Raw genomic sequence first — 13122 nt, forward strand, 5'->3', positions numbered from 1 at the left:
GGATCGCGCCCCCCGGCGGGCCCTTCACCCCTGGACGGCCGTGAGCAGCAGAAAGGGAATCCCATACTCCGGCCGCTGGGCGACAAGGCCGCCGCACAGGACTCCGCCGCTACCGAACCGGTGAACAGCTGATGTCCCACCAGCAAACGCTCGCGGTACTTCATCGCCTCACCACGACGCCCCCGCTCCGCCGGTTCCGCCGCCACGGATCTCGTCGGGCAGGACCGCCGCGACGGGCTTCGCTCCGCCGCGGGGAACACACCCTCCGACGGGCGCGCACAGAGCGGCCGAAAGGCGCCCTTGTTGACGCCCCGGCCGCACCGCAGGATTCCTACCACGCCGATTGACAGGCTCATGACCGCTACGGATGGTCATCCTGCACCGGCGTTCTGATGGGCCCGCCCACCCAGCGGGCCCCGGGATCCCCCACCGGAGGATGTAGTGAACTTCAAGCGCCTCGCCCCCCTCGGCGGCATCACGAGACGTGCCCGGCTGATCGCCGTCGCATCGACTCTGCTGACCGTCTCCGCGCTTGCCACCCCGATCGCCGCGGCCGAACAGGGCGACGACACACGGGCCACCGCCACCCAGCTCGCCCAGACGGACGACGCGGTACTCGGCGCGAACGTACCGGGCACCGCCTGGTACACGGACAAGGCGTCGGGCAAGGTCGTCGTCACCGCGGACAACACCGTCTCGGCCGCCGAGATAGCCAAGATCAAGAAGGCGGCGGGCGCCCAGGCCGACGCCCTGGAGATCAAGCGCACGCCCGGCACGTTCAACAAGCTCATCGCCGGCGGCCAGGCCATCTACAGCGGCAGCGGCCGTTGCTCGCTCGGCTTCAACGTCCGCAGTGGCAGCACGTACTACGCCCTCACCGCCGGCCACTGCACCAACGGCACCGGTACCTGGTACACCAACTCCGGCCGGACCGCGGTGCTCGGTTCCACCACCGGCTCCAGCTTCCCGAACAACGACTACGGCATCATCCGCCACTCCAACGCCTCCGCCGCGGACGGCCGGGTGTACCTCTACAACGGTTCGTACCGGGACATCACCGGCGCGGGCAACGCCTCCGTCGGCCAGGCCGTCCAGCGCAGCGGCAGCACCACCGGCCTGCGCGGCGGCACCGTCACCGGCCTCAACGCGACCGTCAACTACGGCGGTGGAGATGTCGTCTACGGCCTCATCCAGACCAACGTCTGCGCCGAGCCCGGCGACAGCGGCGGCGCCCTGTTCGCCGGCAGCACCGCGCTCGGCCTGACCTCCGGCGGCAGCGGCAACTGCTCCTCCGGCGGCACGACGTTCTTCCAGCCGGTCACCGAAGCGCTCAGCGCCTACGGAGTGAGCGTCTTCTGACCCACGCGGCAACAGCCGGCGGACCCCTTCGGGCGGTCCGCCGGCTTCTGCGTTGCCTACGCCGTCGGACGCCGCCACCCTGACCGGGGCCCCCTGCCAGCCGGAGACCGCCGCCTGCGCGGCACACTGGTGAAGCCGAACCATCCCGATACTTCGATCAACAGGCTGGGGCCATGCACACCGAGCACCACTGGATCACCACCCCCCTCACCGCGGACCTCCTGCGCGGCGCCCTCGACCTGGAGCGCACCGAGCACGGCCTACTGCCGCACCGCCTGCCCGCCCGGGCCCGCGCCCAGTGCACCGACGGACAACTGGCCATGGCCGAGGCCCAGCCGTCGGGCGTGCGGCTGGCCTTCCGCACCCGGGCCACCGCCGTCGAGCTGGACACGCTGCCCACCAAGCGGGTCTACGTGGGCGCCCCGCCCCGCCCGGACGGCGTGTACGACCTGCTCGTCGACGGTCACCTGGCCGGCCGGGCCGGCGTACCGGGCGGCAACACCCTGATGATCGACATGACCACCGGGGCCGCCGAGAACCGGCCCGGCCCGGTCGGCACCCTCCGCTTCACCGGCCTGCCCGACCGCGTCAAGGACGTCGAGATCTGGCTGCCGCACAACGAGACCACCCAGCTCGTCGCCCTGCGCACCGACGCCCCCGTCGAGCCCGCACCGGACCGGGGCCGCAAGGTGTGGCTGCACCACGGCAGTTCGATCAGCCACGGCTCCGACGCCGCGAGTCCCACCACGACCTGGCCCGCACTGGCCGCTTCCAGGGGTGGGGCAGAGCTGGTCAACCTGGGGTTCGGCGGCGGCGCCCTGCTCGATCCGTTCACGGCCCGCACCCTGCGCGACACCCCCGCGGACCTGATCAGCGTCAAGATCGGCATCAATCTCGTCAATCTCGACCTGATGCGCTTGCGCGCCTTCACACCGGCGGTGCACGGCTTCCTCGACACCATCCGCGAGGGGCACCCCACCGCTCCGCTGCTGGTCGTCTCGCCCATCCTGTGTCCCATTCACGAGGACACCCCTGGCCCCGGCGCTTTTGACTTCAGCGCTCTCAGTGCCGGAAAGCTGCGGTTCCGGGCTACGGGGGACCCCGCCGAGCGCAGCGCCGGAAAGCTGACGCTCAACGTCATCCGGGAGGAGCTCGCCCGCATCGTGAAGCAGCGTGCGGCCGACGACCGGAATCTGCACTATCTCGACGGCCGCGACCTCTACGGCGAGGCGGACTTCGCCGAGCTGCCGCTGCCCGACCAGCTCCACCCGGACGCCGCGGCGCACCACCGCATCGGCGAACGCTTCGCCGCCCTGGCCTTCGGCACCGGCGGCCCGTTCGCCGCCGACCGTGTCCGGAACACCCACTCCTGATCCGGCTCCGGGCAGGAGCTAACCCTTCAGCCGCTCATGCAGTTCTTCCGCATCGGCGAGGAACCAGGTCTGCCGCCCGCGGTTGCATTCCCTGACGAAGTCCCGCAGCGCCGAACTGGACGCCAGGTGCCGGGAGATGTCGCCGAGCACGACGACACCCACGCGGTAGTTGACGAACTTCTGGATGATCTCGCCGGCGACACGGGTGCGCAGTCGGAAGAACGTCTCGTCGAGCCGCCCGGCGGGAATGACGACCCATTGGGCGCCCTGGTAAGCGGCGTTGCCCACGAGGTCCAGGACGTCTCGTTCGCCGCAGATCGCCTCGCCCTCGGGGTCACAGATCAGGACGGGCACGTCATGGATCGTCCGCAGGGTGCTCATGGAAGCCGAGGTTAGTTCCGGATGCGGACGCCGTCGACGTGATTCTCCGGACAGAGGCCGCCTGTCAGCGCAGGTCGAGCCGCATCAGGATCCGGGGGTGACCGGCCAGCACCGAGGTGGTGTCGGCGGCGTGGACGAACCCGGCGCGCTCGAAGTTCTTCCGGATCCCGGCGTACGCCATCGTCATGTCGACCTTGGCGTCACCGTTGTCGAGGGGGTACGCCTCGATCGCCGGTGCGCCGTGGGCGCGAGCGAACTCGACCGCACCGGCGATGAGGGCATGCGAGATCCCCCTCTTCCGATGGCCGGGGCGGACGCGGATGCACCACAGCGACCAGACCGGCAGGTCGTCGACGTGCGGGATCGTACGGTTGCGCGCGAACGAGGTGTCCGAGCGCGGTGCCACGGCGGCCCATCCGACCGGCTCGCCGCTGTCGTGGGCGAGCACCCCCGGCGGGGGCTCCGCACGGCACAGCTCGGCGACGTACTCGCCGCGGGCCGGCCCGCGGAGCTCGTTGTTGAGCTTGGACGGGATCCGGTAGCTGAGGCACCAGCAGACGTTGGCCCCGGGGGACTTCGGGCCGAGCACGGTACGGACTTCTTCGAAGGCCGAGGCCGGGCGAACTTCGATGGCCATGGCACCACGATGTCACGGCATGCGCGGCGGCGCCGCTCGGTATGACGGCTGTGGTGACAGTGCCGTGGAAGGGATGGGCACGCCTGCCGTAACCGGAGCAGGCGGGCCGGCCCTTCAGCCCATGAACCGTGTGTCTGATCTGCCGCCCTCGCCGGCCAGGTCCGCGTCGGCCTGCACTGCGTACAGAAGGACGGGAGGACGGGAAGGTGCGAGGGCGGGATGCGGTCCCGGGCGCCGTCGGCCGACCGGCGCCGGTGGCGTGCGCGGCCGGTCTTCCAGCTGCCGAACCGCTCGGGAAGGTCTCGGCAGGGGCCCGGTCCGCACGCGGGCACGGCTCCAGCCGCACCCGCTCCGCGTTCGTCGGATCACCCCGCCCTCTGCCGGGCCTGACGGCCGGACAGCTCCTCAGGGGGCGATGGGCAGCCGGCGCTTGTGATCGGTGAGGCGGTAGCGGCTGACGATCGTCTCGAAGACCCGCTCGTCCACCGGCTTGCCCTCCAGGAAGTCGTCGATGTCGTCGTAGGCGACCCCGAGCGCGTCCTCGTCGGCCTTGCCCGGGTCGAGGTCCTCCAGGTCGGCCGTCGGAATCTTCCACACCAGCTCGGCGGGTGCACCCAGCGCGTCCGCAACGGCGCGCACCCGGCGCTTGGTCAGGCCGGTCAGCGGGACCAGGTCGGCGGCGCCGTCGCCGAACTTGGTGAAGAAGCCGGAGACCGCCTCGGCGGCGTGGTCGGTGCCGACGACCAGGCCGCCGTGCGCGCCGGCCACCGCGTACTGGGCGATCATGCGCTGCCGGGCCTTGATGTTGCCGTGCACGAAGTCCTGGTGGTGGGCGTCGCGGAAGTCCACGCCGGCGGCCAGCGAGGCTTCGAGCGCGGCGTCGCTCGCGGGCTTGATGTCCACGGTCAGCACGTGGTCGGCCCGGATGAAGGAGAGCGCGAGCTGGGCGTCGTGCTCGTCGGTCTGCACTCCGTAGGGCAGCCGCATCGCGTAGAACCGCGCCTCGTGCCCGGCGGCCCGGGCCCGCTCGACGGCGAGCTGGCACAGCCGGCCGGCGGTGGTGGAGTCGACGCCGCCGCTGATGCCGAGCACGAGGGAGCGCAGACCGGTGGAGGTCAGCCGCTCGGCGAGGAAGGCCACCCGGCGTTCGATCTCCCGCTCGGCCTCGAAGGTCTCGGCGACCTGGAGTTCCCGGGCGATCTCCTGCTGCAGGGCGATGGACGCCGACTCACTCACGTCTGCTCCTTGTTCCGGTTCACGATGTGCTGCCGGGCCCACCCTACCCAGGAGTGTCCGGCGGATCTCGACCGACGGTCGCCGGGGGCGCGAGACAGGGAGCCGGACCGTCCTTGCGCCAGGCGACGGCATGACGGCCCGCGTGATCAGATCCGGGGAGACGGGGGCGTCCTGCCGACAGCGGGCGGGGTGGTCCGACCGACCACGAGTGGTCACGGCCGGTCCTGCGGCGCCCCGGTCCTGATCCGACGTACCGGCCCTGGTTCGGAGGACGCCCGCTGCGTTACGACTGCCACGCCCGTGAAACGCACCGCGTCACCGCACACCAGCCCTCGCCCGCCCGTTCCGGAGGCCGTCCTCGCGGTCATGCCCCTCGCCACCGGATTGTCACCACCGGACCGGGCCCTCACCACCTCACGGCGTACCGCGCTCGCCCGTAGGCCCGTCGGCTCTTGCACTACGGCTACTTTCGGCCGTCGCTCCCGCAGCCCGGCGGGGCGCCGCCCGCCCCTCGTGCCGCCCGCTGCCTCTCCCACCCCACCCGGCCCGCCAGGAACGGCTGACAGGCGCCCTGCCCCACCCCACCCCCGCGCCCGGATCCTTCAGACATGGGGGATGTCGACCTGCCACAGACCGACGAGGAATGGGCGGCGCTCGCCCGGCACACCGACGCCGAACAGGCACACGACGAAGGCGCCACCGCGGCCGGTCCGCCGGCCGGACCCGACTGCCCGGACTGCGGACTGGCCGGTGACCGGTACCTCACCCACTACAACGGGTGGATCCTCCTCGAACCGCTCCCCGCCCTTCCCGCGCACGCCATACCGCCCCGGCAACGGTGGCTCGTCGGAAACAGCACCGACGGCGAGGGCCTCGCGTGGAACACCGGCGACGAGGAACCCCGGCCCGGAGCCGAGTGCCGCATCGCGCACCGCCTGGTCTGCCCCGGGATCCGGTGTGGTGATGTGCTGCCCCGGCTGGCGGCGCTGCGGGAGAGAAACCGGCTCCGTGCGGCACGCCTGGACGCGAGGCGCACCCTGCCCGGCGACCTGCCCGAAGCCGGGTGACCGCTCCGAACCGGCGTTGCCGGCGTCCTCGGTCACCGTGAAGGGGAACGGGCGCGGCCCGATCCCGTCGTCGAAACCGGCGCGGGTTCCGCTCTCGCCCGGCGGCGCCCTGGTCACCTGACGCGAGTGCCCTGATCACGTAGGGTCGGCGGATGGCGAAATACTTCGACGTGCATCCCGAGAACCCCCAGCGGCGCACCATCGGCAACGTGGCCGACGGTGTCCGCTCCGGCGAGCTCATCGCGTACCCGACGGACTCCTGTTTCGCGCTGGGGTGCCAGCTCGGCAACCGTGACGGCCTCAGCCGTATCCGGTCGATCCGGAATCTCGACGACCGTCACCACTTCACCCTCGTGTGCCAGGATTTCGCACAGCTGGGCCAGTTCGTGCACATCGACAACGACGTCTTCCGCGCGATCAAGGCGGCGACGCCCGGCAGCTACACCTTCATCCTCCCCGCGACGAAGGAGGTGCCGCGCCAGCTGCTGCATCCCAAGAAGAAGACGGTCGGGGTCCGGATCCCCGACCACGTCGTCGCCCAGGCCCTGCTCGCCGAACTCGGCGAGCCACTGCTCTCCAGCACCCTGCTCCTGCCCGACGAGGACGAGCCGCTGACACAGGGCTGGGAGATCAAGGAACGGCTCGACCACGCGCTGGACGCCGTGGTCGACTCGGGTGACTGCGGCACCGAGCCGACCACGGTCATCGACTTCTCCAGCGGCGAAGCCGAGATCGTACGCCGGGGGGCGGGCGACATCTCACGGTTCGAGTAGCCGCCCCGTCGTCATCGCCGTGTGCCGGGGCGCAGGTGCGGCGGCCGGGTCCGCACCGTCAGGCGTGGCCCCCACTGCTTCGCCGGTCCCTCCGTCAGCACGATGTTCGGCGCGTCCACCGGGGTGCTGCCCGGTGTCGTCGCCGAGGAGGGGTACGACCAGTCGTTCGCCGCGTTCCACGCCCCCGTCGAGCCGATCCGGAACTGCACCTCCTTGCGGTACGCCGACTGCCCGGCCGGGGCGATCGTCGCGGCCGGGCAGTCCACGCTCACGTAGTAGACGTTGTCCTCGTACTCGGCGGCCCGCGTGGGTCCGGAGACCTTGCCGCACTGGTTGTAGTGGGTGCTGTGCTGATCCGGCCCGGCGTGACGCCCGGTTCCAGGGTGAAGCAGTAGCGCAGCGAGGCGTCGGCCAGCGCCCGCGCCGGCCAGGCCGACTCGTTGACGAGATACGCCTTGATCTCCGTGAAGTTCGGCCCGGTGGCGTTCACCGACGCCTGTACGGAGATCTCCGGGCCGTCCGGTCGCTCCGCCTTCGGGAAGTCGGCGAGCGGGCTGCCGCCGTACTCTCCGTAGAGCCGGGCCAGCGCCCCGGTGAAGGCCGCGTTGCAGTCGGTGGCGACCTCGTTGTTCACGTAGTTCGGGGGGTTCCCTTCCGTACGTCAGCCGGTTCTGGTCGGGCGGGCCGGGTGGGCCGGGTGGGGCTGTTCGCCCGGNGGCGGGCGGTGTGCCCCAGGCGTGGCGGGTGCCCGTGTAGGCGGGGATCGCCGGGGCGTCCGCGTACGCCGTGGCCGTCGAGTGGCTGTGGTCGTCGGCCTCGTTGAAGTTCGACCAGTCCGACTTGCTCATCCGCACCTGGATGTCACCGGTGTCCTTGCCCGCCGCGAGGGAGCCCCCGGCGAACGACACCTCCAGGTAGGCGTCCGCGCCCGCGACCGGCGTGGTCAGCGGGACGACCTTCAGCTTCACCTGCGCGCACCCGACCGCCGCGTAGTCGCAGAACGCGCTGACCGACGGGGCCCCGCCGTCGCGGGTGAAGTAGTAGCGCGCCGACACCGTGCTCAGGTCGAGGGGGGCGGAGCCGGTGTTGACGATCTGGAGCCCCGGGCGGATGGCGTTGTCCGTGGCCGAGCCGTCGTTGTTCTTGTGGCGGACCTTCACCGTGCCCGACGGGCCGCCGCCACCACCGTCTCCGGCCCCGGTCGTCACGCTCAGCGGCGCCGACGGCGCCGACACGTTGCCCGCCGCGTCCCGTGCCCGCACGGTGTAGCTGTACGCGGTCGAGGGCGAGAGGCCGGTGTCCGTGAACGACGTACCGGCCACCGGCGTCGTGTTCACCTTCACCGTGCCCCGGTAAATGTCGTAACCGGTGACCCGCACGTTGTCCGTCGACGCCGACCACGACAGCGACACGCTGCTCGCCGTCTTCGCCGTGCTGGTCAGGGCAGTGGGCGCGGTCGGCGCGGTGGTGTCCGTCGGGTCCGGGCCACCGCCACCGTCCCCGTACACATCGGTCAGGCTGACGCCCGTGGTGCTCCCGGCGCCACCCAGCGGGACCTCGTGGTCGAGGCTGACGAACTTGCCGCCGTGCTGCCACAGGGCGGGCTTCAGCAGGGCGTACTTCTCCTCGTCCCACGACTTCCAGTCGCCCAGCAGGAGACCGCCGGTGTCGCCGGAGTTGGGGTTGACGCACCAGAAGGTCTGGTGGATACGGTTCTCCACGATGAGGTCGCGCAGCGCCTTCATCCACTTCTCGTTCGGTCCGCCGTCGAGGAAGCCGCCCCATTCGCCGATGAGGAGCGGCGACTTGTTCTCCTTGTGCAGGTAGAGCCAGTTGGGGTCCCAGACGTCCCGTTCGAGCGTGGTGCGGTCCCAGTTTCCGGTGAACCAGGGCTGGGCGTGGACGAGCGGGCCGTAGTCGTGCGGGGAGTACACGAGCTGGTCCCTGTTGGCGCCGAGGTCGACCGGGTGGTCGCGTACGCCGCGCAGGTTGCCGCCCCACCAGGTGGAGTAGTAGTCGGTCGGGGTGGTGGAGGTCCAGCTCACACCGGCCTTGGGGTACACCTCGACGCCCTCGCACAGCACCAGGACGTTCGGGTTGATCACCAGGATCCGTTTGCCCGCGGTCTCACAGGCGTACTTGAAGTTGTCCTGGTCGGTCGAGCCGTCCCATTTGGCGCGGGTGGCTTCGTTCGCCTTGCCGTGCGGCTCGTTCTTGATGTCCATGGCGACGAGGGTGTCGTCGGCCTTGTAGCGGGCTGTCACCCACTCCCACGCGGCGTAGAACTGCTCGGACGTGATGGCACCCTTCCACCACACCGGGTAGTTGTGACCGGAGTTGTCGGCCTCCGCGCTGTGCACGTCGAGCATCACCTTGATGCCGTACTGCTCGCACAGGCGCAGCCAGTAGTCGAAGACCTCCAGTGAGGTCTTGCCCGCGATCTCGGGGTTGGCGTGGTTGTTGACGCCGGACGGGACGGCCGCCTGCCCGTTCTTCCACTCCAGCAGGAGCTGCGTCGAGATCGGCACCCGGACCATGTTGATGCCCCGGTCGGCCATGGACTCGGTGATGCCGGTGATGTTGCCGGACCACAGTCCGTGGAAGACGCGTTCCGAGGCGTTGAAGCCGAACCAATTGGCGCCGGTGAGCCAGACCTCGTCCCCGTTCGCGTCCACGATCTTGTTGCCCTCGGTGTGCAGCCAGTCGTCACCGGCCGCGGCGGCGCCGTTCGCCGCGTCCTCGGCCACCGGGGCCGTCTCGGCCGTATCGGCCGCCTGGGCCGCTGCTCCGCCCGCGAGGCCACCCACCGATACGAGTCCCGCGGTCACGACCGCGGCCACCAGCCTTCGGAGGCGCTGTCTTCCTCTTCGTTCGCTTCGTACGCTTCGTAACTGTCCCGACTGTCCCACTGTGTGCCGCCCTTCCGTCTGTAGCGGAGAGAAAGGAGTTGCACGTGCTGGATTGGGAGCGCTCCCAAGGGTTCGGCCAGGACTGTAGGGGCGCCTCGCCTCGCTGACAAGAGAAGTGGCACGTTCACGGGGATGCGCGTGGAGTGGCGGGAACTCCCTTGCACCGCAAGGGCGGCGAGGGCGAGGGCCTCCCGCGGCCCGAACGGGTCAGTACGCCACAGAGGACCGAGTCCGGGAGCCTCTCAACGGGTGCGGTGCGCGGCACGCCACTCGGGTGCGAGCACCGACCAGATCTCGGTGTCCTGCCGTACGCCCCGGTAGGGGTCGTTCCGGCGCTGCACTCCGTCGAGGCTCATGCCGAGCCGCTTGACCACGTTGATGCTCGCAGTGTTCTCGGAGGACACCAGCCACTCCACCCGGCGCATTCCGCGTTCCAGGACCGCCCAGTCGATGATCACGCGTACCGCCCGGGTGACCAGGCCGCGTCCCGCCGCGGCCGGCTCCAGCCAGCAGCCGGCCTCGCAGTTGCCCGTGTCCGCGTCGAAGACCCTGAAGAGGACGCCACCCACGAGGAGTCCGTCGAGCCGGATGCCGTACAGCCGGCCGGTGTCGGCCGCGGTCCTGTCGGCGTACACCTGGAGCCAGTTCCGTGCGGACTCCAGGTCGGCCGTGATGTCGGGAGTCCTACGTACCGGCCGATGTACTCGCGGCCGCGGTCCATGTGGGCGAGGAACTCCCCGGCCTGCCAGGGCTCCAGCGACCGCAGGTCAGCTCCGTCACCTAGGGGTGTCGCGAACATCCTCATCCTCCGCAGCGGCCGTGAACGGTTCCTGGATCCTCGCACGGCCGTCCGCGCGTTCCGGTGGTCGGTCGCAGGTACTCGGCCACCCGGGTCCCGCCATGCGCGCCCGAACGGCGGGGCCCTTCGAGGGCCGCATGCCGGATGCGCGACGGACCGGGAGGACCGGTCAGGCGGGCGGTACCGCGTCGACGCGTTCGGCTGCCCGGCCGTGATCGCCGGCAGGTGGCGTCGCGCGGGTGTCGGTGCGGGTGGCACCGATTCCGGCGATCACGACACACATGACACCGACCGCGGAGACGGGGCCGGGGATCTGTCCGAGGGCGACGGCGCCGATGACGAGTGCGACGGCGGGCTCCAGGCACATCAACGTGCCGAAGGCAGTGGTGGTGAGCCGGCGCAGGGCAAGGAATTCGAGACTGAAGGGGACGACGGGGTGGAGCACGGCCAGCGCCAGTCCGGTGAGTACCAGGGGCCAGGTCACATCGCCCAGTGCGGAGGGGCCGGCGGCGAGGGTGGCGACCAGGCCGGCAACGGGCATGGAGACGGCCAGTCCGCTCAGGCCGGTGACCCGGTCCCCGACCCGTCGGGTCAGCAGGATGTAGGCGGCCCAGCAGACCGCGGCGGCGAGGGCGAACCCGACCCCGACCGGGTCGACGGCGCCGTGCCAGGGCTCGGTGAGCAGCAGGACCCCGAGCGCGGCCGTAAGGGCCCACACCCTGCGCCCGCCTCTGCCCGCGTACATGGCTACCGCGAGTGGTCCGAGGAACTCCAGGGCACTCGCGGTTCCGAGGGGGATGCGGGTGACCGCGCACATGAAGAGGATCATCAGTCCGGCCGTTGCCGCACCCAGCACGACGGACGCCAGCAGGTCCTCGCGGGTGAAGTCCGAGGGCCGGGGCCGTACCAGGGCCAGCAGGAGAACACCCGCCCACGCGAGACGCAGCCACGCGGTGCCCAGGGGCCCGAGCTGGTCGAACAGGTGCACCGAGAGGGCCAGTCCCAGCTGGACGCAGAACATGGACGCGATGGCCATCACGGCCCCGCCGCCGGCTCCGACGGGCGGGTGCGGACGGCTGGCGGTGCGTCGGAGGGTGGATTCCGGCGGGGTCATGGGGGTCAGTAGACGGTCCGCGCATCATTGCTGTCCACGTGCCGATCGTGGACATTCCGTTCGGGAAACCTGAACAATGAGGAGATGGAGACACGGCGACTGGAAATGCTGGCGGAACTGTCGCGGCGGGGGTCGATGCGCGCCGTCGCGGATGTGCTGGGAACCACGACTTCTACGGTGTCCCAGCAGATCGCCACTTTGTCCCGGGAGACGGGCACGGTGCTCATCGAGCCCGAGGGGCGCCGGGTCCGGCTGACGCCCGCCGGCCGCCGACTGGCCGAACACGCGGTGACGATCCTTGCCGCGGTCGAGGCCGCGCGTCTCGACCTGGGCCCCGGGGCGGAGCCCAACGGCACCCTGCGAGTCGCCGGATTCAGCACCGCCGTCCGTACGTTTCTGCTGCCCGTCATCACCGGCCTCGCGGCCGGCCACCCGCGGGTGCGGGTCCTGGTCCGGGAACACGAACCCGCCGAAGCCCTCGCCCTTCTCGCCACGGACGAGGCGGACCTGGCGCTGACCTACGACTACAACCTGGCCCCGGCCGCCGACGACCCCACCGTCCGGACGACACCACTGTGGACGGCGAAGTGGGGCCTGGGTGTTCCCGCCCGTATCGATGTCCCGGGCGGCACCACGCTGGACGTCTTCGCCCGGTTCGCCACGGCGGAGTGGATCACCAACTCCCGCAACACCGCCGACGAACACGTCGTCCGCACCCTCGCCTCCATGGCGGGGTTCAGTCCCCGGGTGACCCATCAGGCCGACAGCCTCGACCTGGTGCAGGACATGATCGTCGCAGGCATGGGCGTGGGGCTGCTGCCCATGGGCCATGAGACTCTCCCCGGCGTCCGGCTGCTCCCCCTGACCTCCCCGGACGTCGAGCTGCGGTCGTACGCCGTCGCCAGGCACGGCCGCCTCGACTGGCCTCCGCTCGCCCTGGTGACCGGCCTCCTCGCCGCGCGCACCGGCCGCCGCACGGCGCCGCCGGGTGCGGATGCGTATATTCGGCTGCCGTGAAGCGGTGACCGGGCTTCCGACGTGGTGTCGCGCCAGATGGTGGAACGTGGAAAAGAAGCAGGAAGAGGGTCCGATGACGACGACCGCCCGTGCGAGCGTGCAGCACGAAGACGATCAGGTGCGTGTCACGCGCTGGGATTTCGAGCCCGGCACGCGCACCGGCCGGCACGTGCACGCGTACGACTATGTCGTCGTGCCGGTGGTGGACGGCCACATCAGCGCGTTCGCCCCGGACGGGTCGGTGAGCGAGTCGCACCTGCGCGCGGGACAGTCGTACGCCCGCCCCGCAGGCGGCGAACACGATGTCGTCAACACGGGCGGAGCCTGGCTGGCCTTCGTCGAGATCGAGCTCAAGGGCTCCTCTCCGGTCTCGTGAACGCCGTGCCCCGGGCGGAAAAGCAGGCCGGCGGCAGGGCGACGGGGCGGGAAGGCCGGTGCGGGAGACGTATTCTCGCCC

General features: G+C 70.9%; 11 protein-coding genes and 1 pseudogene. 6 read left to right on the forward strand and 6 right to left on the reverse strand.

The annotated features are described in order from the left end of the window. The first annotated feature begins 441 nt into the window (after nucleotides 1-441). On the forward strand, nucleotides 442-1359 hold the full coding sequence (locus ABD374_RS14290; RefSeq protein ID WP_344495076.1) for a S1 family peptidase: 918 nt from the start codon (nucleotides 442-444) through the stop codon (nucleotides 1357-1359). Nucleotides 1360-1532: 173 nt separating this feature from the next. Then, entirely contained in the window at nucleotides 1533-2732 is a 1200-nt protein-coding gene (locus ABD374_RS14295) for a GDSL-type esterase/lipase family protein (RefSeq protein ID WP_344495078.1), read from the forward strand. Nucleotides 2733-2750: 18 nt separating this feature from the next. Here ABD374_RS14295 and ABD374_RS14300 read toward each other — a convergent pair whose 3' ends face one another. From ABD374_RS14300 to nadE, 3 genes are all read right to left on the reverse strand, one after another. Beyond that, nucleotides 2751-3113, reverse strand: a complete 363-nt coding sequence (locus ABD374_RS14300) for a DUF4180 domain-containing protein (RefSeq protein ID WP_344495080.1) — start codon at nucleotides 3111-3113, stop codon at nucleotides 2751-2753. Nucleotides 3114-3177: 64 nt separating this feature from the next. Further along, on the reverse strand, nucleotides 3178-3750 hold the full coding sequence (locus ABD374_RS14305; protein WP_344495082.1) for a GNAT family N-acetyltransferase: 573 nt from the start codon (nucleotides 3748-3750) through the stop codon (nucleotides 3178-3180). A 405-nt stretch (nucleotides 3751-4155) separates the two neighbouring features. Further along, nucleotides 4156-4986 (reverse strand): ammonia-dependent NAD(+) synthetase, encoded by an 831-nt coding sequence (nadE, locus tag ABD374_RS14315; RefSeq protein WP_344495084.1) that lies wholly within the window; start codon nucleotides 4984-4986, stop codon nucleotides 4156-4158. Nucleotides 4987-5594: 608 nt separating this feature from the next. Between nadE and ABD374_RS14320 the strand changes: the two genes are divergently transcribed. Both ABD374_RS14320 and ABD374_RS14325 read left to right on the forward strand, forming a co-directional pair. After that, nucleotides 5595-6053, forward strand: a complete 459-nt coding sequence (locus ABD374_RS14320) for a DUF6083 domain-containing protein (RefSeq protein ID WP_344495086.1) — start codon at nucleotides 5595-5597, stop codon at nucleotides 6051-6053. Between the two features lie 152 nt (nucleotides 6054-6205). After that, the gene (locus ABD374_RS14325) at nucleotides 6206-6826 is read left to right on the forward strand and encodes an L-threonylcarbamoyladenylate synthase (RefSeq protein ID WP_344495088.1); all 621 of its coding nucleotides are present in this window, start codon (nucleotides 6206-6208) and stop codon (nucleotides 6824-6826) included. An 11-nt stretch (nucleotides 6827-6837) separates the two neighbouring features. Here the strand turns inward: ABD374_RS14325 and ABD374_RS14335 are convergent, their stop codons facing one another. From ABD374_RS14335 to ABD374_RS14345, 3 genes and pseudogenes are all read right to left on the reverse strand, one after another. Continuing rightward, nucleotides 6838-9735: a cellulase family glycosylhydrolase gene (locus tag ABD374_RS14335; protein ID WP_425577237.1), complete on the reverse strand. Its 2898-nt coding sequence runs from the start codon at nucleotides 9733-9735 to the stop codon at nucleotides 6838-6840. Between the two features lie 242 nt (nucleotides 9736-9977). Beyond that, nucleotides 9978-10534, reverse strand: a pseudogene (locus tag ABD374_RS14340) (GNAT family N-acetyltransferase). Nucleotides 10535-10703: 169 nt separating this feature from the next. After that, nucleotides 10704-11648, reverse strand: a complete 945-nt coding sequence (locus ABD374_RS14345) for an EamA family transporter (protein ID WP_344495090.1) — start codon at nucleotides 11646-11648, stop codon at nucleotides 10704-10706. Between the two features lie 84 nt (nucleotides 11649-11732). Here ABD374_RS14345 and ABD374_RS14350 point away from each other — a divergent pair, with 84 nt between their 5' ends. Both ABD374_RS14350 and ABD374_RS14355 read left to right on the forward strand, forming a co-directional pair. Further along, nucleotides 11733-12665, forward strand: coding sequence for a LysR family transcriptional regulator (locus ABD374_RS14350; protein ID WP_344495092.1), 933 nt, complete (start codon nucleotides 11733-11735; stop codon nucleotides 12663-12665). Between the two features lie 73 nt (nucleotides 12666-12738). Continuing rightward, the gene (locus tag ABD374_RS14355; RefSeq protein WP_344495094.1) at nucleotides 12739-13041 is read left to right on the forward strand and encodes a cupin domain-containing protein; all 303 of its coding nucleotides are present in this window, start codon (nucleotides 12739-12741) and stop codon (nucleotides 13039-13041) included. Nucleotides 13042-13122: the final 81 nt, after the last annotated feature.

Source organism: Streptomyces enissocaesilis (genome assembly GCF_039533765.1).
Taxonomy (GTDB): Bacteria; Actinomycetota; Actinomycetes; order Streptomycetales; family Streptomycetaceae; genus Streptomyces; species Streptomyces enissocaesilis.

What these genes read in the sequence shown, in the direction of transcription:
- ABD374_RS14295 (WP_344495078.1), top strand. Translation starts at nt 1,533, where the DNA reads ATGCACACCGAGCACCACTGGATCACCACCCCCCTCACCGCGGACCTC.
- ABD374_RS14300 (WP_344495080.1), bottom strand. Translation starts at nt 3,113, where the DNA reads ATGAGCACCCTGCGGACGATCCATGACGTGCCCGTCCTGATCTGTGAC.
- ABD374_RS14305 (WP_344495082.1), bottom strand. Translation starts at nt 3,750, where the DNA reads ATGGCCATCGAAGTTCGCCCGGCCTCGGCCTTCGAAGAAGTCCGTACC.
- ABD374_RS14320 (WP_344495086.1), top strand. Translation starts at nt 5,595, where the DNA reads ATGGGGGATGTCGACCTGCCACAGACCGACGAGGAATGGGCGGCGCTC.
- ABD374_RS14325 (WP_344495088.1), top strand. Translation starts at nt 6,206, where the DNA reads ATGGCGAAATACTTCGACGTGCATCCCGAGAACCCCCAGCGGCGCACC.
- ABD374_RS14345 (WP_344495090.1), bottom strand. Translation starts at nt 11,648, where the DNA reads ATGACCCCGCCGGAATCCACCCTCCGACGCACCGCCAGCCGTCCGCAC.
- ABD374_RS14350 (WP_344495092.1), top strand. Translation starts at nt 11,733, where the DNA reads ATGGAGACACGGCGACTGGAAATGCTGGCGGAACTGTCGCGGCGGGGG.
- ABD374_RS14355 (WP_344495094.1), top strand. Translation starts at nt 12,739, where the DNA reads ATGACGACGACCGCCCGTGCGAGCGTGCAGCACGAAGACGATCAGGTG.